This window comes from Elusimicrobiota bacterium, assembly GCA_041660185.1.
GTDB lineage: Bacteria > Elusimicrobiota > Elusimicrobia > 2-01-FULL-59-12 > 2-01-FULL-59-12 > JBAZWU01.
On sequence record JBAZWU010000007.1, the window covers coordinates 22,535 to 40,454 of the forward strand.

19 protein-coding genes and 1 pseudogene are annotated in these 17,920 nt (G+C 56.6%); 17 read left to right on the plus strand and 3 right to left on the minus strand.

All coding sequences use genetic code 11. The annotated features are described in order from the left end of the window. Positions 1-86 precede the first annotated feature (86 nt). Genes waaF through WC859_06800 form a run of 4 tightly spaced genes read left to right on the plus strand, consistent with a single transcriptional unit; the run spans position 87 to position 4,472 of the window. Positions 87-1,589, plus strand: coding sequence for a lipopolysaccharide heptosyltransferase II (waaF, locus tag WC859_06785; protein MFA5975858.1), 1,503 nt, complete (start codon positions 87-89; stop codon positions 1,587-1,589). After that, positions 1,586-2,647: a glycosyltransferase family 4 protein gene (locus tag WC859_06790; GenBank protein MFA5975859.1), complete on the plus strand. Its 1,062-nt coding sequence runs from the start codon at positions 1,586-1,588 to the stop codon at positions 2,645-2,647. The genes waaF and WC859_06790 overlap by 4 nt, the downstream gene beginning before the upstream one ends. Next, complete coding sequence (locus WC859_06795; GenBank protein MFA5975860.1) at positions 2,647-3,459, plus strand: glycosyltransferase family 2 protein; 813 nt, start codon at positions 2,647-2,649, stop codon at positions 3,457-3,459. Before WC859_06790 ends, WC859_06795 begins: the two co-directional genes overlap by 1 nt. Further along, on the plus strand, positions 3,456-4,472 hold the full coding sequence (locus WC859_06800) for a glycosyltransferase family 9 protein (protein ID MFA5975861.1): 1,017 nt from the start codon (positions 3,456-3,458) through the stop codon (positions 4,470-4,472). Before WC859_06795 ends, WC859_06800 begins: the two co-directional genes overlap by 4 nt. Here WC859_06800 and WC859_06805 read toward each other — a convergent pair. Continuing rightward, positions 4,469-4,648 (minus strand): hypothetical protein, encoded by a 180-nt coding sequence (locus WC859_06805; GenBank protein ID MFA5975862.1) that lies wholly within the window; start codon positions 4,646-4,648, stop codon positions 4,469-4,471. The two genes, WC859_06800 and WC859_06805, sit on opposite strands and share 4 nt — an antisense overlap. 81 nt (positions 4,649-4,729) lie before the next feature. On the opposite strand from WC859_06805, the gene WC859_06810 reads away from it, so the two are divergent. The 8 genes and pseudogenes from WC859_06810 (at position 4,730) to WC859_06845 (ending at position 11,613) form a co-directional block, all read left to right on the plus strand. Continuing rightward, positions 4,730-5,815, plus strand: coding sequence for a glycosyltransferase family 4 protein (locus WC859_06810; protein MFA5975863.1), 1,086 nt, complete (start codon positions 4,730-4,732; stop codon positions 5,813-5,815). Further along, a complete protein-coding gene (locus WC859_06815) occupies positions 5,812-6,621 on the plus strand; it encodes a polysaccharide deacetylase family protein (protein MFA5975864.1) in 810 nt (269 codons plus the stop codon). Before WC859_06810 ends, WC859_06815 begins: the two co-directional genes overlap by 4 nt. Then, positions 6,614-7,612 carry a glycosyltransferase family 9 protein gene (locus tag WC859_06820; GenBank protein MFA5975865.1) on the plus strand — a complete coding sequence of 333 codons (999 nt, stop codon included), beginning with the start codon at positions 6,614-6,616 and terminating at the stop codon, positions 7,610-7,612. Before WC859_06815 ends, WC859_06820 begins: the two co-directional genes overlap by 8 nt. After that, entirely contained in the window at positions 7,609-8,772 is a 1,164-nt protein-coding gene (lpxK, locus tag WC859_06825; protein ID MFA5975866.1) for a tetraacyldisaccharide 4'-kinase, read from the plus strand. The genes WC859_06820 and lpxK overlap by 4 nt, the downstream gene beginning before the upstream one ends. Continuing rightward, positions 8,762-10,012, plus strand: coding sequence for an O-antigen ligase family protein (locus tag WC859_06830; GenBank protein ID MFA5975867.1), 1,251 nt, complete (start codon positions 8,762-8,764; stop codon positions 10,010-10,012). Before lpxK ends, WC859_06830 begins: the two co-directional genes overlap by 11 nt. Beyond that, positions 10,009-10,578 carry an HAD family hydrolase gene (locus WC859_06835; GenBank protein ID MFA5975868.1) on the plus strand — a complete coding sequence of 190 codons (570 nt, stop codon included), beginning with the start codon at positions 10,009-10,011 and terminating at the stop codon, positions 10,576-10,578. Before WC859_06830 ends, WC859_06835 begins: the two co-directional genes overlap by 4 nt. Next, positions 10,575-11,063 (plus strand): annotated as a pseudogene (locus tag WC859_06840) (DUF4254 domain-containing protein). Before WC859_06835 ends, WC859_06840 begins: the two are co-directional and overlap by 4 nt. Continuing rightward, a complete protein-coding gene (locus tag WC859_06845) occupies positions 11,056-11,613 on the plus strand; it encodes an isoprenylcysteine carboxylmethyltransferase family protein (GenBank protein MFA5975869.1) in 558 nt (185 codons plus the stop codon). Before WC859_06840 ends, WC859_06845 begins: the two are co-directional and overlap by 8 nt. Positions 11,614-11,652: 39 nt before the next feature. Here WC859_06845 and WC859_06850 read toward each other — a convergent pair whose 3' ends face one another. Further along, positions 11,653-12,072, minus strand: coding sequence for a bacteriohemerythrin (locus WC859_06850; protein MFA5975870.1), 420 nt, complete (start codon positions 12,070-12,072; stop codon positions 11,653-11,655). 323 nt (positions 12,073-12,395) lie between these two features. On the opposite strand from WC859_06850, the gene WC859_06855 reads away from it, so the two are divergent. Beyond that, positions 12,396-13,145 (plus strand): ABC transporter ATP-binding protein, encoded by a 750-nt coding sequence (locus WC859_06855; GenBank protein ID MFA5975871.1) that lies wholly within the window; start codon positions 12,396-12,398, stop codon positions 13,143-13,145. After that, the gene (locus WC859_06860; GenBank protein ID MFA5975872.1) at positions 13,145-13,948 is read left to right on the plus strand and encodes an ABC transporter permease; all 804 of its coding nucleotides are present in this window, start codon (positions 13,145-13,147) and stop codon (positions 13,946-13,948) included. The genes WC859_06855 and WC859_06860 overlap by 1 nt, the downstream gene beginning before the upstream one ends. 8 nt (positions 13,949-13,956) lie before the next feature. Here WC859_06860 and WC859_06865 read toward each other — a convergent pair whose 3' ends face one another. Next, positions 13,957-15,561 (minus strand): ATP-binding protein, encoded by a 1,605-nt coding sequence (locus WC859_06865; protein ID MFA5975873.1) that lies wholly within the window; start codon positions 15,559-15,561, stop codon positions 13,957-13,959. Positions 15,562-15,691: 130 nt separating this feature from the next. Here WC859_06865 and WC859_06870 point away from each other — a divergent pair, with 130 nt between their 5' ends. The 3 genes from WC859_06870 (at position 15,692) to kdsB (ending at position 17,898) form a co-directional block, all read left to right on the plus strand. Continuing rightward, a complete protein-coding gene (locus WC859_06870; GenBank protein MFA5975874.1) occupies positions 15,692-15,988 on the plus strand; it encodes a PilZ domain-containing protein in 297 nt (98 codons plus the stop codon). Positions 15,989-16,151: 163 nt separating this feature from the next. Then, positions 16,152-17,144, plus strand: a complete 993-nt coding sequence (gene rfaE1 / locus WC859_06875; GenBank protein MFA5975875.1) for a D-glycero-beta-D-manno-heptose-7-phosphate kinase — start codon at positions 16,152-16,154, stop codon at positions 17,142-17,144. Next, positions 17,137-17,898, plus strand: coding sequence for a 3-deoxy-manno-octulosonate cytidylyltransferase (kdsB, locus tag WC859_06880; GenBank protein ID MFA5975876.1), 762 nt, complete (start codon positions 17,137-17,139; stop codon positions 17,896-17,898). Before rfaE1 ends, kdsB begins: the two co-directional genes overlap by 8 nt. Positions 17,899-17,920 lie beyond the last annotated feature (22 nt).

Sequence of the window (17,920 nt, forward strand, 5' to 3'; positions counted from 1 at the left end):
CTATCGATGGCCAATGGCGGCATAGATCCCCTGCCAGTGACCGCAGGGGATGACGGAAGAGGGGATTTATGGGATTGTGTTCTCAAATGAAAATACTCGTCATAAGGTTGTCTTCCCTGGGCGATGTCGTGCTGACGGGCCCGGTGTTTCTGGCGTTGCGGAAAGCCTATCCGGACGCCGTGATCGTTTCTCTGGTGAAGGAGGAGTTTGCCGGCGTTCTGGCGGCCAACGCATCGATTAACGAGCATTGGGTTCTGCGACGGGAGGAGCCTTTGAAATCCCTGATCCGCCGTGTGCGGGAGGCGCGTTTTGACGTTCTGATCGATCTGCATGGGAATATCCGTTCGCGTCTGCTCAGCTTTTTCTCAGGGGCGCCGCGCCGGGTGTGTTACCGGAAGGCCGCTCTGGCGCGCCGGCTCTATGTGGATTGGCGCATTCCGTCGGCGCTGCTCGAACAGCACACGCTCGACCGTTATCTCGAAGCCTTAAGACAGCTTGATCCCTCCCAGCCCGCGTTTCAGCCGCTGGCGGCTTCCGGTCCCCTCCAATTTCTGATCATCCAGACGGCTTATCTGGGGGACGCCGTCCTGACCACGCCGCTTTTAGCGGCCTTGCATGAGCGTTATCCGGATTCATCTATTACGGTACTTTGTACGCCGGAAATCGCTGAGGTTTTTCATCGGCATCCTGCGGTTAACGAACTGATTCTCTTTGACAAACGCGGAAAAGATCACTCGCTCCTGAAGCGTTGGCAAGTGGTGAAACAGCTGTCCCAGCGTCGTTTTGATATTGCGGTACTGCCTCACCGGTCGCTCACGAGCGCCCTTCTGGCGCGTCTGTCCGGCATTCCGCGCCGGATCGGGTTTTCCTCCAGCCAGGGACGCTGGTTCCTGACCGACGTGGTGCCTTTCCAGTGGGGGGTCCATGATGTGGACCGGAATCTCGCCTTATTAAAACCTCTCGGGGTTCAGCAACCCGTGGCTGAGCTATGGATCCAGCCGGAACCGGAAGCTGTTAAGAGTGTTGCGGAGCGCTTGCGCCAGGCTGGTGTGGGTCCAGAGGTTCCGTTGCTGGGGATCAATGCCGGTTCGCTCTGGGCCACCAAGCGATGGCTGCCGGAGCGCTTTGCCGCGGTCGCTGATCAGGTCATTCAAGATCTGAAGGCCAAGATCGTTTTTGTCGGGGGTCCCAAAGACCGGGAGGTCATGAATGAGGTGCTCCGGTTTATGAAGCAGGTTCCCATCGACTGGGTTGGGAAGACAGATTTGCGGGAATTGATCGCCACTATTTCGCGCTGCAGCGCCTTTTTAACCAATGATTCGGGACCGATGCATATCGCTGTCGCCAGCCGGGTCCCGACCGTGGCGCTCTTCGGGCCGACCACGCGCGAACTGGGATTCTTCCCGTATGGCCCTGGGAATACGGTCATCGAAAAAGATCTGCCCTGCCGTCCCTGCGGACTGCATGGCGCGGAGCGGTGTCCGCTGGATCATTTTGAATGCATGCGTCGTATTACCGTCGAAGAAGTCGTCTCGGCACTGCGGCCGGTCTTGAAATCGACGGACTCCATCACGGTGTCCCGTCTATGAAAATTCTTCAACTCATAGACGTTCCCTGGGACAGCGGTCTGGCCCATTATGCGCTGGTGCTGGCGGAAGGACTTAAGAAAAACGGGCACCAGGTGTTCGTCTCAGCTGTTCCCGGGGGAAAACCCTGGATGAAAGCCCGCCGTCTAGGACTGCGGACGGTTCCTCTGGCCACTCTGAAAGGGTTGAATCCTCTGCGTCATTTTCTGAAGGAGCACAAGATCGATCTTGTCAACGCTCATACCGGGAGCACCCACAGCCTGGCTGTAGCGAGCGCTCTGGGGCAGGGCGTGGCCGTGGTCCGGACCCGGGCAGACGCGCGCGGCGTCCAGAAACGCGTGGGTTCATGGTTTCTCTATAAACACACCCAGCGGGTGATCACCGCGGCGGAGTACATCCGGCAGGCTTATGTGAAGGCGCTGCAGATCGCGCCGAAAAAAATCGTTACCGTTTATCAAGGTGTTTCCCTGCCTGATTTTGAAGGGACCCCTCTTCCGGAGGAGACGGTGCTGGGGATCGTGGCACGGCTGGATCCCGTGAAAGGTCACCGGTATCTGCTGGAGGCGCTGCATCTCCTGAAAGATATCTATCCAAAAGTGCGTCTGCGCATCATCGGTCAGGAAGAAAATATCAAGCAACGAGAATTGCGCGGCATGGCGGAACGCTTGCGTATGGAGAACCGCGTCTCTTTCGAAGGATTCCAGACTCAAGTCCCGCGTGTCATGGCCGGTTGTTCCATCGGAGTGATCGCTTCCACGGGCAGCGAAGCGGTTTCCCGCGCCGCGGTCGAATGGATGGCTGCCGGGCGTCCGGTGGTGGCCACGCGCGTTGGGTGTCTGCCTGAAATCGTGAAGGACGGTGAAACCGGTTTTTTGGCGGACCCGAAGGATGCGCCGAGTCTGGCGCGAGCCCTGGCGGTGATGCTGCACGATCCGACCCGGACTGCGGCCATGGGAAAGGCGGCGCGTCAGCGTGCCGAGAAGCTTTTCGGGATTCCGCGGTTCGTTGAGGAAACACTGTCGGTTTACAAGGACGCGCTGGCAGAGATCCGGAGATCGTAATGCCGCGACTGAGCGCATTTATCATTACCCGTAACGAAGCCCGCGACCTGCCGGTGTGTCTGGAGAGCCTGCGCGCGCTGGCGGATGAAATCGTCGTCGTGGATGATCATTCCCAGGATGCCACCCTGGAGATCGCCAGGCGTTATGGAGCGCGCACGTTGACGCGTGCCTTGAAAGGTTTTGCGGACCAGAAACAGTTCGCTTTGGAACAGACCACGGGAGAGTGGGTGCTCTCTATCGATGCCGATGAGCGGGTGACTCCGGAACTGGCGAAAGAGATCCTCCAAATCGTTATCCCCGGCGGTCGCAGGCCGGGGATCCATCAATCCGGAACGACAGGTTTGGATTCCCCGCCAGTGGCCGCGGGGAAAGACGACAATATTGCCGGATACGAAATCCGGAGGCGGTTTTATTTTTTGGGTCATTTGCTGCAGCACGGAGGGCTGGGGCGAGACTGGGTCCTTCGCCTTTTTCGCCGCACGAGCGGCCGTTTTTCGGATGCGCGGGTGCACGAACATATCGACGTGAACGGCCCGGTGGGGCGGCTCGTGTCCCCGATGGAGCACTTTTCGTACGCCACGCTGGCGGAGTACGTTGAAAAAAGCAACCAGTATACCTCCCTGGCTGCGCAGGATCTGCGGCAGCGGGGCAGACATTTCACAGGGATCGATTGTCTCCGGCCCGTGTGGGAATTGCTGTCGCGCGTAGTCTTCAAAGGCGCCTGGCTGGACGGGCGTCCGGGGCTGTTGTATGCGTCACTCTCCGCCCATACGGCCTGGCTTCGTTCCCTGAAGTTGTGGGAATTGAAATGACCCGTTACTTGATTGTCCGAACCGACCGCATCGGCGATGTGTTGCTGACGACCCCTGTCGCCTCGGCTTTGCGGGCTTCTGATCCGCAAGCCCATATCGCTTTTCTGGTGAGATCTTACGCAGCTCCTCTTTTGCAGAACAACCCGGATATCGATGAGACGATTGTGGATGCCGGAGGACCGGTTGCCCCGCTCATCCAACAGCTGAAGGACGGACGTTATGATGTCGCGATCGTAGCTTATCCCCGTTGGCGCGTGAGCTGGGCCGTCTGGCGCGCCAGAATTCGCAGGCGCATCGGCCCGGCGAGCAAGTGGTACAGCCTTTTCTTTAATGAGCGGCTCTGGCAGCATCGTTCGGAAGGCCGCCGTCACGAAGCCGATTATAATCTGGAGCTGCTCAAACCTCTGGGTGTTCCGGTTAAACGCGTTCAGACCCGGATTGTTTTAACGGAGGATGAAAAGCAGCGGGCCCATCAGTTTCTGGAAAGCCTGGGGGTTCCCTTTCAAAAACCGGTGGTGATTCTGCATCCGGGTTCCGGCAATAGCTCGGCGCGATGGCCGCTGAACTCGTTCATGGAGCTTGGGAGCCGTTTGCTTGAAGAAGGTTACGAGGTCGTGGTAACCGGAGGCCGGGGGGAAAACTACCAGCCGATCATGATGAATCAGATGCGCCGGGTTCCCGTGTTTGTGCCGTCCGGAGGGGTGAGTCTTCGAGAGCTGGCGGCGTTATTGGCCTGCGCCAATCTGGTGGTGACCAATTCCACGGGGCCCTTGCATATCGCTGTGGGGCTGGATGTTCCGACCGTCTCCATCTATTCATCGATTGCGACCTGCCATCCCCGGCGATGGGGGCCTTATCCGGCCTGGAAAGAGGGGAACGAACGCCATCGGGTGGCTTTGGCGCCGGATCATGGATTTCCGCAGGAGGATATCACTCAAGTTTCGGTAGAAATGGTATTGAAGATGTGCCAGGAGCGGTTACGGCAACCGTTTCATGCGGGCGCAGCGAATTAGTGAGACGGTTCCTCGGGTTCCGGTTCGTCCGTTTCCAGAGGCGCAATGCGGCTCATGCCGTTTTTGACCTGTTGGATGACTTCGCTCCGGGTCAATTCGGCAAGCGCTTCGAAGGGAACTGGACGATCATCGAACTCCGATTCGTCTTTGATTTTTTTCTTTCGCGCGTGTCTCATCGGCATTTCCTTGGGCCGATTCTATCCCAAGATATAGTGGTCCGCAATAGTTATTTTTGAAGGTCAAAAAGCATGCGTATTATGTATCTAACTGAGTCGATGGGGTGGTCTGGCGGCGCGCATCAGGCGCTGCGGATGGCGGAGGCCCTCCAGAAGCGCGGCCATGACATTCGAATGGCCTGTCAACCCGGCAGTGAAATCCTCTCCCGAGCCAGGTCGGCGGGTCTTGCGGTCGAGCCTGTTCGCATGCGCCAGGACTACGATGTGTTGGCTGTCTGGAACGTGAGGTGTCTTCTAAAAGATAAACCAGTTGACGTGTTGCACGCCCAGCATTCCACCGCTCACGCGATTGGTCTCATGGCTGTGGCGGGGTCTGGCGTGCCTGTTTTTGTCGTCACCCGGCGGGTGATTTTCCCGATCAAGCGCAACCTGTTCAGCAAGCTCAAATACCTGTCCCGGCGAATCAATGGCTACATCGCCATTTCAGAAGCTGTCCGTACGGAACTTCAGAAAGCCGGAGTAATCCCGTCCCTCATCGAGGTTGTTCCTTCTATTGTGGATCCCCAGACCGCTCTACCGGAGGAGGGGAAGGCGCTACGACGCGAGCTGGGGTTGCCGGAGGGTCCCGTGGTCACGACCGTAGCCAATTATGCGGATTTTAAAGGGCAGGATTATCTGCTGAAAGCGGCGGTTCCCGTTTGCCAGCGTTTCCCGAAGTGCCGGTTTTTACTGGCTGGCCGCAATACGGAACAACTTCAGGGTCTGGTCCGGGAGTTGGGATTGGATCGTTTCGTTCATCTCCTCGGTTTTCGGACCGATGTGCCCCGAATCCTGGCAGCGACAACGATTTATGTCCAGCCCTCCCTTCAGGAAGGGGCCGGGACCGCCCTTCGGGAGGCGATGATCGCTGGAATTCCATGTATCGGAAGTTCCGTTGGAGGCATTCCGGAAGCCATTTCAGATGGAGAAACCGGGCTCCTGGTTCCTCCAGCGGCCAGCGAAGCCCTGGCTTCCGCCATTCTGAGACTTCTGGATCAGCCAGAGTTTGCCGGATCACTCGCCAGACAAGGGAAAACGCTGGTCCAGGAGCGTTTCTCCCTTCCATCGGCCGCGACGCAGATCGAGGCTTTTTATCAACGGCTCGTCGAAGGAGTGGCCTCCCGATGAAACGATCCATTCCCATTCTCCTGTATCACCATGTCAGTCCTGACCGTGACATCACCCCGGATGTCTTTGAAAGCCAGCTTCGAGCGCTTCTGGCCCAGGGCTACCGGAGTCTATCGCTTGAGGATGTGTTGAGGGTTATTGCGGGTCGTTCGCCGGCGAATCAGCGTGGATTCGTTGTCACGTTTGACGATGGTTATCTCGATAACTGGGTTTATGCTTTTCCAATCCTGAAAAAGCTGAATGTCAAAGCGACTATCTACGTGGTGACGTCCTATATCGAACGGCAGACCCGCCCGCGGGAAGACGTGCTGACACTCGATACCCGGACGCAAGAACGTGAGATCGGGCAATTTCTTTCCTGGGGTGAAGCGCGGGAAATGTTGGCTTCCGGCTTGGTCACATTCGGTTCTCATACCCATACGCACCGAGGCTGGATACGCACCAGGCCCTATTTGGATGTGAAACAGGAGCTGGTTCAATCCAAAGCATTGGTCGAAGCGGAGCTCCGGCAACCCTGCCACCATATCGCCTGGCCGTGGGGTGAGTATGAGGAAGCATGGTGGCCGATTCTGATAAGGTTGGGATTTCGAAGCGCTGCCACGGTCCGTTCCGGTGCCAATACAAACGGGATCAACCCGTTTGAGCTTCAGCGGATCAAGGTGGTGCACCCTTCGCCGCAGTGGCTCCTGTCACGGATACAATGGCACAGCTCCGCCCGGAAAGCGAAGTGGTTTGGGACTTTTTACGGGCTGGATCAACGGTTCAAACAATGGTTGAAACCCGAGTCTCCCTATTCCCATGGATAAACGTCGAAAAATCCTGATCATTCAGCTCAAACGAGCCGGAGATGTCCTTGTGACCACTCCGGTCTTGCCGGTCCTGCGGCAGCAATTCCCGGAAGCCCGCATCGATTTTCTGACGGAAGGCGCGTTTGCGCCGCTTCTGGAACAACATCCGGATGTGGATCAGGTCCAGGTGTATGATCCCCGGGCGGTCCTCTCGAGCATTCGAAAGGTGCGCCGACAGCGCTATGACTGGATTATTGATTTTCAAAGTTCGCCGCGCTCCGCGCTTCTGGTTTTCTTGAGCGGGGCCCGGCTCACCGTGGGGTATCGCGTGCCTTTCTGGGGACGCGTTTATCGGGAGACCGTCAAACGTCCTGTCGGCCGGCAATCGGTGGTGGATGGGAAGTTTTCTCTGGTTGAGAATTTGACCGGTCCTGTTGCGGAACGACCGATGCTAAAAATTTATTTGTCCGACGATGAAAAGAAATGGGCGGCCGGTGCCATGGAAAGTGTATCGGCCCAGGCGATTGTAGGGTTGGTCCCAACGCACCGCCGGGTGTCCCGACGCTGGCCGGTGGAGTCTTATGCGGCGCTGGCTCAGGATTTGATTCGACGGGAGAATGACGTTTGGCTCTTTTGGGGGCCGGGAGAAGAACCCTATGTGGATCGTCTGTCGCGAATGGTCCCGGGGGCTCGTAAAATACCGCCGACCACCCTGCGACAAATGGCGGCGCTTCTGGAGCGTTGCCGATTGGTCATCACCAACGACAGCGGCCCGATGCACCTGGCGGTGGCGGCGGGGGCACAGACCCTGACTCTGTATGGGCCCACCGATCCTGTCAACTGGAACCCCGGTGTGCCGCCGCATCGTTTTCTTCAGGCCGATGGCGTACCCTGTCTCGGTTGTAATTTGAATGAATGTCCTTTTCAACATGAATGCATGACTCGACTCGCGTCTGAAATGGTCTTTAAAAACGCGATGGAAATAGTGAATCCGAGAGGCTTTCGATGAGTTCTGTTGTGCGAAAAGAGGGCCGGACACGGGGAGCGGATCATCCGTGGTGGGAACAGATCTTGCGCGGCGAACGTCAAGATCTTCTGGCGCAGTCGGTTCGGCGATTCGCCAAACTCAGCAGCTGGGGGTATGCGGCTGGTGTGAAGGGGCGGCAATTGGCCTATCGCCGGGGCTGGTTTCCGGTCAAGCGCCTTCCGCACCCGACGATTTGTGTCGGAAACATTACGGTCGGGGGGACGGGAAAGACGCCTCTCGTGATGCGTCTGGCCAGCGATTTGCTGGCCCGGGGCCTGCGGCCGGCGGTGCTTTTGCGCGGGTATAAACGGGAGCAGAAACGGCGGCACCCGGTTTTGGTTCGAAACGCACAGGGCATCTGCGCATCAGTGGCCGAATCCGGAGACGAAGCGATGGAATTGGCGACGCGCCTTCCCGGTGCCTGTATCGGGGTGGGGGCTGATCGTTACGCGGTGGGGCAGTTTATTTTGAAGCATCAGCGGGTAGATTGCTTCATCTTGGATGATGGATTTCAGCATCATCGACTCGATCGGGACATCAACATCGTGACGGTTGACGTGAACGATCCCTGGGGCGGCGGAAAACTGCTTCCAGCCGGATTTTTACGCGAGAGCCCGGAGGCGCTGCGTCGTGCCGATGCGGTGGTGTTGACCCGTACCTCTTCTGTCGGGCCGGACCGTTTAGCGGTTTTGCGCGCGGAAGTCTCCATGCGAATGCGGGAGTCCTCCTGTCTTCTGGAAAGCCGGCATGAGCCCCGGGAATTGATTGCCTTGGTCAAACGGAACAGGGTGTCTTTGTCCGAACTTCGAGGGAAAAGGGTGCTCGTGGCCTCGGGGATTGGCAATCCCGAAGCGTTTGAAGCGACCTTGACGAATCTTGGAGCGCAGATCGTGGGTTCCCTCCGATTGGCGGATCATGAAAACCGCGCGGAAGCAGTCTGGGATTGGGTGAGCCGGAACAAGCGTGCGATCGACTGGATTCTGATGACGGAAAAAGATGCGATGCGCTGGGTTACGGCTTCGGCGCCGCCGGCGGCGTTGGCCCGTTCGTTTGTGCTGCGGGTGGAGTTGGTCATCAGCCAGGGACACGATCATTGGACACGTCTGCTTGACCTCATTCAGCAACTGATCCATGCTCGATAAAATCGTCGGTATCGGTTTGATCCTCCTCGCCATCGCACTGCCTTTTTCGATCGCCCTGTCGAGCCTGATTTTTTTTCCGCTTTTGGCTTTATGGCTTTTCGGCGGACGTTGGACCTTGGGCCGCTGGCGGCCCGTCTGGGGAAATACGGAGAAGGCTTACGCGGTTTTTTTGGGGATCAGTGTGCTGTCGAGCCTCTTGGGTCTCTCCCAGGCCCACAGCTTTCACGAAATCTACAAAAAGGACTTCTATTTTCTTATTTTGGTTATGGTCGCGGCGATGGCGATGCAGCAGAATGTTGCCGAGCGGCTGGTTCGATGGTTACTGGTCGCCGGATTTCTTTCCTGTGTGTGGGGGCTGACCCAGTTTCTGGTGGGCGTTGATCAGACGGATAACTCGGCCGGTTACTTGATTTATGTGCCGCAAGAGATGTCGCACTGGCCGCGCCCGATCATCGACCAATTTTCCATGATCAATGGTCGTGTCGCCGGAACCTATAGCCATCCGTTGACCTATGCCGAAAGCCTCTTGTTCCTGCTGGCTTTTGCCTTAAGCTTCGTCAGTTTTGAGGAAGGCCGCAGATGGTTGAAATGGATTCCATTGACCTGGCTGGCCGGGGCCGCACTTCTGGTTTCACAAAGCCGGGGGCCCTGGATCGCGGCGGTGTGCGTGGGTCTTCTTCTGATTGTGGTTCGCTACCGATGGGGAAATCTCCTGCGATTTGCCATACTGATCCTGCCGCTTTCGAGTCTCTTTCTGATGCCATCGCTGCGATACCGGGTCCATTCGATTGCGGATATCGCGCACCGCTCGAACCAGGAGCGGCTGCATATGTGGCAGGCGGGCTGGCAGTTGTGGAAGGGCCATCCACTCCTTGGGATTGGTCCCGGCAATGTGAAGCGCGTGTCCGTCGATTTTCAGAATGAAGAGGAAAAGAAAGAAGGTCCCTGGGGCCATTTGCACAGCACCTACGTCAATTTCGCGACCGAGCGGGGATTGTTTGGTCTGGCGGCCTATGGCGCTTTTATCGCCATGCTGCTCTATGAGTTAGTCCTTGGAATCCAGCGCAGCGCCGGAAAGGACCGCGCCATTCTGTGGGGTTGTGTCGGCGGGATTCTGGGTTTTCTCGTCAGTGGACTCACCGAGACAACATACAACGCCAGCATCATTTCAATGATGTTTTACTTTGTTATGGGGATCGGGCTGGCTTTGGCTCGCCGAAAAGAGAGTTCCTGCCGATGACGAGCCGGTTCATACATCTTCCATTAATTGCGCTGGACCGGGATGGAACGTTAATCCGGGAAGGCGATTATCTGAAGGATCCCAAGAAAGTAAAACTGTTCTCCGGCGTGCCGGAAAGCTTGCGGCGGCTCAAGCAGGCAGGTTATAAAGTAGTGGTTCTCAGCAACCAGTCCGGTGTGGGGCGTGGGATCATTACGCTTCAGGAAATGCGCGTCGTTCTCCGGCAGTTCCAAAAGCTTTTGAGGCGGCACGGCGTGACGCTCGACGGCTATTTTCAATGTATTCACCATCCCCGCCGTCGCTGCGCGTGCCGTAAACCGGGATTGAAAATGCTGCGTCAAGCGGCGCGGTGTTTGGGTGTTTCGTGGAAAGGGGCGATCAGCATCGGAGACCGCCCGAGTGATGTTCAAGTCGGACAACGTGCCGGGGGAAAAGGCCTTCTGGTTTTGACCGGGTATGGCCGCCGGTGGATCGGCCGGAACCGCGCGTTCAAACCAAATCATGTCTCTGCGACTTTTCAAAACGCGGTGGATTGGATTCTGAAAAATGAAAGAGGACCCTTATGAATAACGAAGGCTCCACCTTGGGCCGTTTGGTCAGCGAACTGGCTCAAACCCATGTCGAACTGTGGCATGAAGAAGACAAGGCCCGTGTGCCGGAGGACGTCCTTGTGGCCAAGGCCAAGCGGCAAGTCGATCGTTTGAATCAGCGCCGGAACGATCTGATTGAAAAGATCGATGAGCAATTCCTGAAGTCGCAACCCAAGGGATAAACCATGGCTGAAACAATGGGAAGCTTGATCGATAAAATCTGTATCGCTGAATTGAAGATTTACCACACCCGGGAACAAATTGATCGTCCAGACGCAGACGAATCACACCGCCAGATGTGCCGTGACCGGCTGACCATTCTGCAGCGCCAACGGGATGATCTGCTGACGGAAATGGACGGGTTTTGCGGTGCCTGGACGGAAAAGCGCTGGGTCCCCAAGGTCTACCGGCAGTTTAAAATGTACAACGATCCTCGCTTCCAGGTGAAGCCCCGTGCCTAAATCCGTTCTGCGCTGGAGGGTTCCGCTGGGTTTTGCGTTCGCGGCGTGGTATCTGGTGGTGGCACGTCCCGACGCTTTGAATACGCTCCTCGCCGGCGCGCTTTTTGTCATTGCCGGCTGCGCGTTGCGGTCGTGGGCGGCTGGCTATCTTCTCAAGGGAAAGCGTGTGGCGGTCGGAGGGCCTTACGCTTACATCCGTAACCCGCTGTATATCGGAAGCTTTCTAATTGGAACCGGCTTTTGTATCGCTCTCTGGCGCCATCCCCTGCCTGTTTCCGCTATCCTCTTGTGGCTGGCTTTCCTGCTCGGTTTTGGAGTTGTTTATCGTGCCAAAAGCGTCGCCGAAGAAAAAGAACTTTTGGCCAACCTCGGAGAGCCTTATCAGCATTACGCCGAGCGTGTCCCGGCTTTCTGGCCGACGCGCGGTCATGTCCAGGGACTCGGAGAGCAGCGTTTCAGCGGGGAAGTCTATCGTCGTAACCGGGAATACCAATGTTTGCTCGGTAGCGCGGCGGTCTTTGCCGTCCTGGTCATCCGATTCTTCTCTTAAGTTTGGCGGGAGTGCCGGCGGCTGGACTCAGGCGTATTTTCAGGGAAAGTGGATTCCCTTCGATTTCAGGTAAGCGGCATATCTCTGGTCTTCGACCATCATATGTTTGGCCAGCCAGGTTTTCAAAAATTCCAATACTTTTATGTCGAGGAATTTCTCACGTTCACGCAATCCCTTCTGAAAATTGTCGAGCCGGCGGATGAATTCCTGGTGTTCATGTTGATGGGCGGCCACCTCCGGGAACGAGTAGGTCAACATGATCTGTTCCTCATCTCGAATATGCACGTGGACATAATCGGACAAATCCCGAAAAATATCGGGCAGAGAAGACTGATGGGCATGACCGTCATCCACCGCTTGGGCCAGACGGTTGACGGCTCCGATCAGCTGTTTGTGTTGTATGTCCAGCCGGGGAATCCCGACACTGTAGTCATCTTTCCAAGGGAAAAAAGCCGGCATACGCCCCTCCGTCGATAATGAGCCTGTCCCCCTGCTCCCCGGTTGGAGATGGTGATGGAATTGTAGTAAATGTGAGAAATTGGTAAGTGGTAAAATTGGCTGTACAGTCGTCATCCCCGCAGGCCGCCATCGCCCCAATGCGTTAGTGGGCGATAGCCATACTCCATAAACGCATTAGAGGTATGGTAGGCGGGGATCCATCATTGATGTCTAGATCCCCCGCACCGTCCACCTGTCGAATCGAACAGTCGGTGCGGTCCCGTCAAAGAGAACATCAACGGGAGGTCGGGACCGCCAGAACCCGCGGGGGATGACGGAGAAAAATGTCGAAAGTGCTTTCTGTTGTGGATTTGCGCAAGGATTACGCCCGCACCGTTGCGGTCAATGGTATTTCCTTTGACGTGGAACAGGGGGAGATAGTCGGGCTTCTTGGACCGAACGGAGCGGGGAAGACCACCGCCATTAATATGATTCTCGGTGTGCTCGAGCCGACCTCCGGGACCATCCGTGTTTACAACCGGGACATGGCGACCCACCGTTGTCAGGCTCTGGAAGTCACGAATTTTGCGGCGGCCTACGCACCGCTACCGGGCAACTTGACAGTGATTCAAAACCTGCGCGTGTTCGGGCTGCTCTATCGGGTTCCGGAGCTGTCCAAACGCCTGGAGGCGCTCCTCCAGCAATTTGAGCTGGAGTCCTTCCGGAATGTGAAATGCGGGGTTCTCTCGTCGGGCGAACAAACGCGCGTGAGTCTGGCCAAAGCGATGCTGAATCAACCCCGGCTCCTGCTCCTGGATGAGCCGACCGCTTCGCTCGATCCGGCGACGGCCCGCGACATCCGGGTGAAGATCCGCGAGTATGCCGCCCAAAAACAATGCGGGGTGCTGTGGACGTCTCACAATATGTTCGAAGTCGAAGCGGTTTGCGACCGTGTCCTGTTTCTTTCGCATGGGACCCTTCTGCTGGAGGGAGATCCAAAAACCATGCCGCAGGAGCATGGAAAACGAACCCTGGAGGAGCTGTTCATTACTGTGGCGCGCGAACCCCTTACGTTGGGGTCGGAAGAGCGATGATGTCGCTGAAACGCGTCGCCGCCGTCATGCTGCGTCAGTTCTACCTCATGCGAGGGAGTTTCTCCCGGGTGTCGCCCCTGTTTGCCTGGGTCGCTATCGATATGTTGTTGTGGGGTTTTATGACCCGTTACCTGAACAGCCTGACGGTTTCCACGTTCAATTTTGTACCGATGCTTCTAGGCGCTGTGCTTCTCTGGGACTTCTTTGTCCGTGTGATGCAAGGGGTCTCCATGGCGTTTTTCGAGGATGTCTGGTCGCGAAATTTTCTGAATATTTTTGCGACCCCTATTTCCATCTCGGAATATGTCAGCGGTCTGGTGCTCTGCAGCATCGTCACCAGTTCGGTCAGCCTTCTGATGATGATGGCCGTGGCCACGGCCGTCTTTGGTCTCTCCTTTCTCGCCTACGGGTGGATGGTGATCCCGTTTCTGATGGTCCTGTTTCTGTTCGGTATCGCGCTCGGTGTTTTCGCCTGCGCCGTGGTCCTCCGGCTTGGGCCGGCGGCGGAGTGGTTTATCTGGCCCATGCCGGCGCTCCTGTCGCCTTTTGCCGGGGTGTTTTATCCGTTATCCACGCTCCCGCGCTGGATGCAGGTCTTCGCGCATTTTCTGCCGCCCGCTTATGTGTTTGAGGGCCTGCGGGCCGTCATTTCAGGCGGAGTTGCTTCTAAAACAGGGCTTGTGCAGGGCGGTTTATTAGCTGTTCTCTATTGCCTGCTGGCCTGCAGACTCTTTTCGTGGGTTTATCGGCAGGCGGTCCGCACCGGTCTCATTGCACGCTACAGCGCTGAAACGGTGAGTTAAAGAAGGGGTTAGGCCGCTAACTGACGAGGTGCTTTGGAATCCGCTTCCTTCGGTTGTTCCAGCGGGAGATGAATGATGAACGTCGTTCCCTTACCGACGTCGCTTTGCACGTCAATCCTGCCGGAATGCTTTTTAACTATTTCTGAGGTAATGCTTAATCCCAGACCGGTTCCCTTGCCGGCTTCTTTTGTGGTGAAGAAGGGTTCAAAAATCCGCTCGCACACGTCCGCCGGGATGCCGCTCCCTGTGTCCTGAACCCGAATCAGCGCATCGGAACCCTGTACGTCCAGCTCGACCGTCAATTCCCCGCCGTTGGGCATCGCATCCAAAGCGTTCATGCAGAGGTTAATCAGGACCTGCTGGATTTGGGTGCTGTTGACCGGAACAGGAGGAAGTGGTTTTCGCGTGGGCCGCTTCAGCGTGACCTTTCTGGAAAGGGATAGCGTGGCGACCAGCGTCAGAGCGTTCTCTGTGATCTGAAAGAGATCCTCTGGTTTGGTGTGAGTTTGGTCCTTGTCTGTTCGAGAGAATGCCAGGAGGTTCTGGACCAGGTTCCTGCAGCGTAGCGCTTCGCGTTCGATCGCTTTCAACGGTACGAAAGAAGGAGCGTTTTCGGCGATGTTCGACAACAGATGTTGCGCAAACCCCCAGATGACTCCGACGGGGTTATTGATGTCATGTGCCAGCCCAGCGGCGAATTGACCCACGGCCGCCATTTTTTCCGATTGAATCAGAGCCGACTGCATACGCTGGCGTTCGCTAATGTCGCGAATGGCTGCCAGGATCATTTTTCGGTCATTGAGAAGGAGTCGACTAAAATTAATTTCTACTGGAAAGACGCGGCCGTCCTTTCGGCGATAGGATCGGGTCACTGGGTCGGACTGGGTTCCCTGGACACACGCAATCGTCTTCTCCGGTTCTGCTGAAAGATCGGAAATTTTTAAGCGATCGAATTCTTCCCGGGTGTAGCCGAACAGCTTTTCAGACGAATGGTTTGCTTCAATGAGCCGTAATGTTTCCACGTCGATTAAAATCAAAGCATCCGATTCCGCGGCAAAAAGCTGCTGGTATTTTTCTTCGCTGGAGTGGAAAGCGATCTCTAATTTTTCTTTAGCGAGCCGTAGTTCCTGCTGCGTTTCCCGCAGTTGCTGGTTGGCTTCTGCCAGGGTCAGGGAGTTCAGCTCATATTCCACCATCGTTCCGAGGTCCTGAAGAATGGACCGGTCATTTTCCGTGATCTGGCGGGGTTGTCTGTCGAGTAGACAGAGGACGCCCACCCGGCTGCCGTCCGGTCCAGAAAGCGGGCATCCGGCGTAAAAACGGAAATGAGCGGCCCCTGTCACGAATGGATTATCAGCAAAACGCGCATCGACCGAGGCATCTGGCACCACTATGATCGTGGGTTCGCTGATGGCATGCCCGCAAAAGGAGATATCCCGTGGGGATTCGGAAACGTTGAGTCCCTGACGGGATTTAAACCAGATCCGGTCGGAATCAACGAGTGAAATCAGGGATACGGGAACTTTAAATATGTGCTGAGCCAACCGGGTAATGTGGTCAAACCGTTCTTCCGGAGGCGTGTCCAATATTCGGAGTGCGCGCAGTGCCGCCAAGCGTTGCGCTTCGTTAGCTGGTATAGGAGCGGATAGCACATTATAAATGTAGACGTCTGGGTCAAGGAAGCAAGGAAACAACTTGTTACGAAATGGTTTGCAACGGGTCGAGTCTTGGTACAATCAATTAATGGTTGCAAAAGAAAAAAGACGAGCCCCACGCGCGAGACACAACTCTGTCCTCGAGATTCTGGATCAGGGAGGGCATTCGATTGCCGAGATCGGACGCCTTGTCAATTTTTCGGCTGTTGGAGCCTGTTTTTCGTCCACGCGCGTTTTTGGTAAAGGGGAAAAGCTTTATGCTCGTTTGCGATTGTTGAAGGAAGGGGTCCTGATGGTGACGGCCCGCGTCGTATGGGTTCAAAAAAAGACGAACGCCATCCTCTACGGAATTGAGTTTCTAACCACCCAGAACGTTCGCGTCTAACCTTGGGGGGTCGAACCACTTGGCTAGCCGCACCGCCGCTCAAACCACCTGGTCACGGTCTCACCAAAGCCGCCTAATTAAAATCATCTAAAATTGGCAAAACGGCGCGGTTTTTTATAAAATTCCGCGTGCCCACTTATTGCCGTCCGGCCTTCTTCTTCCTATGAGTTTAAGTAATCCGAAACCCCTTATTCATCGTTTTGCGCATTTGAAAGCTCTGGTGGTGGGGGATTTGATGCTGGATCACTTCATCTGGGGATCTGTTTCCCGTATTTCTCCGGAGGCGCCGGTTCCGGTTGTGGAAGTCTCGCGCGAAACCGAAGTCCCGGGTGGGGCCGGGAATGTGGCGGCCAATATGGCGGTGCTCGGCGCGGAGGTCCATGTGGTTGGCCTGACCGGCCAGGATATCTGGGCGGAGCGCCTTCTAACCAAATTTCAAAACATCGGGATTCATGCCGAGCATATTCTCCGAACGCCGGAACGCCCGACCATTGTCAAAACCCGTATTATTGCCCAGCATCAACAGGTAGTCCGCTTTGATCGGGAGTTGAGGACGGCTCTGTCTCCGGCGATTCAAAAGGAAATCGGGGATCAGGTCGAACGGCTGATGCCTCATATGCAGGCGGTGGTCATCTCCGACTACGCCAAGGGGGTCGTTTCCTGGCCGCTGATTGACCGCCTGGTGTTTCTGGCCCGGCGGCAAGGGATCCCGATTACCGTTGATCCGAAAGTCGAGAATTTTTCTCGCTACCGGCGCGTCACGTGTGTGACGCCCAATATGAAAGAAGCGATGGAAAGCGCCGGGGTTCGGTGGGTCGAGGACGAAGAAGGCGTGGAACGGTTGGGGAAACAACTGTTGCGTCAATTGGATGCGGATTCCATTTTGATTACGCGCGGGGAACACGGAATGACTCTGATCGAAAAGAAGAAGCCGCCTCTCCATATCCCGACGCGGGCCCGGGAAGTCTACGACGTGACGGGCGCGGGAGATACGGTGATCAGCACCCTCACCCTAGCATTGGCCGCCGGCGCTTCGCTCCGTGACGCGGCCGAGTTGGCCAATTACGCGGCCGGACTTGTCGTCGCCAAACTCGGGACAGCTTACGTCACTCCGGATGAACTTTTGAAAGTTTTGAAGACGAACCGACATGGTTGATCACCGCGAAGATGTGCTGGCGGTAATCCCCTCGCGATGGGGGGCCCAGCGCTTTCCGGGAAAGCCCCTGACTTTGATTGCTGGAAAACCCATGATTCAATGGGTTTGGGAAGCGGCTAGGGGTGCCAAGCGGGTCACCCGTGTAGTAGTGGCGACCGATCACGCCCGGATCGCCCGCGTTGTGCGGGGGTTCGGCGGCGAGGTTGTGATGACCAGTCCGCGTTGCCCCAGCGGGACCGATCGCGTGGCCCAGGCGGCGCGTGCCTCAGCCGCTGGGATGGTTGTCAACGTGCAAGGGGATGAGCCTCTCTTGTCGACGAACACCATTGACCGGGTGGTGGAGGCGCTTCAAGAGGACAGCCACGCCGTGATGTCTACCGCGGTTCGCCGGATTGAAAGCGACAAGGAATGGCGGGACCCGAATATTGTCAAAGCCGTGCTGGATCGGATGAATTACGCGCTTTATTTTTCGCGCTCCCCGATCCCTTTTCAGATGAGAGCCGGAAAAGAGTCCAAGATGCCCCGGTGGGCCCATATCGGGATTTATGCGTTCCGGCGGGTGTTTCTGTTCCGGTATGCCGCGTTGTCGCCTTCGGCGCTCGAGCAGTCGGAACGGCTGGAGCAGTTGCGCGCGCTGGATCACGGTTGTTCGATCAAAGTCGTGGTTGTGCCGCAAGTGACTTGCGGAGTCGATCGTCCCGCAGATGTTAAAAAAGTCGAGAAAATTCTGGCTCGATCCGCGAAGGCGGATTAACGCCATGTCAGGGAAAACATTT

Excerpts from the sequence above, each read along its gene's own strand:
- waaF (MFA5975858.1), top strand. The coding sequence starts at position 87 with ATGAAAATACTCGTCATAAGGTTGTCTTCCCTGGGCGATGTCGTGCTG.
- WC859_06790 (MFA5975859.1), top strand. The coding sequence starts at position 1,586 with ATGAAAATTCTTCAACTCATAGACGTTCCCTGGGACAGCGGTCTGGCC.
- WC859_06795 (MFA5975860.1), top strand. The coding sequence starts at position 2,647 with ATGCCGCGACTGAGCGCATTTATCATTACCCGTAACGAAGCCCGCGAC.
- WC859_06800 (MFA5975861.1), top strand. The coding sequence starts at position 3,456 with ATGACCCGTTACTTGATTGTCCGAACCGACCGCATCGGCGATGTGTTG.
- WC859_06805 (MFA5975862.1), bottom strand. The coding sequence starts at position 4,648 with ATGAGACACGCGCGAAAGAAAAAAATCAAAGACGAATCGGAGTTCGAT.
- WC859_06810 (MFA5975863.1), top strand. The coding sequence starts at position 4,730 with ATGTATCTAACTGAGTCGATGGGGTGGTCTGGCGGCGCGCATCAGGCG.
- WC859_06815 (MFA5975864.1), top strand. The coding sequence starts at position 5,812 with ATGAAACGATCCATTCCCATTCTCCTGTATCACCATGTCAGTCCTGAC.
- WC859_06820 (MFA5975865.1), top strand. The coding sequence starts at position 6,614 with ATGGATAAACGTCGAAAAATCCTGATCATTCAGCTCAAACGAGCCGGA.
- lpxK (MFA5975866.1), top strand. The coding sequence starts at position 7,609 with ATGAGTTCTGTTGTGCGAAAAGAGGGCCGGACACGGGGAGCGGATCAT.
- WC859_06830 (MFA5975867.1), top strand. The coding sequence starts at position 8,762 with ATGCTCGATAAAATCGTCGGTATCGGTTTGATCCTCCTCGCCATCGCA.
- WC859_06835 (MFA5975868.1), top strand. The coding sequence starts at position 10,009 with ATGACGAGCCGGTTCATACATCTTCCATTAATTGCGCTGGACCGGGAT.
- WC859_06850 (MFA5975870.1), bottom strand. The coding sequence starts at position 12,072 with ATGCCGGCTTTTTTCCCTTGGAAAGATGACTACAGTGTCGGGATTCCC.
- WC859_06855 (MFA5975871.1), top strand. The coding sequence starts at position 12,396 with ATGTCGAAAGTGCTTTCTGTTGTGGATTTGCGCAAGGATTACGCCCGC.
- WC859_06860 (MFA5975872.1), top strand. The coding sequence starts at position 13,145 with ATGTCGCTGAAACGCGTCGCCGCCGTCATGCTGCGTCAGTTCTACCTC.
- WC859_06870 (MFA5975874.1), top strand. The coding sequence starts at position 15,692 with ATGGTTGCAAAAGAAAAAAGACGAGCCCCACGCGCGAGACACAACTCT.
- rfaE1 (MFA5975875.1), top strand. The coding sequence starts at position 16,152 with ATGAGTTTAAGTAATCCGAAACCCCTTATTCATCGTTTTGCGCATTTG.
- kdsB (MFA5975876.1), top strand. The coding sequence starts at position 17,137 with ATGGTTGATCACCGCGAAGATGTGCTGGCGGTAATCCCCTCGCGATGG.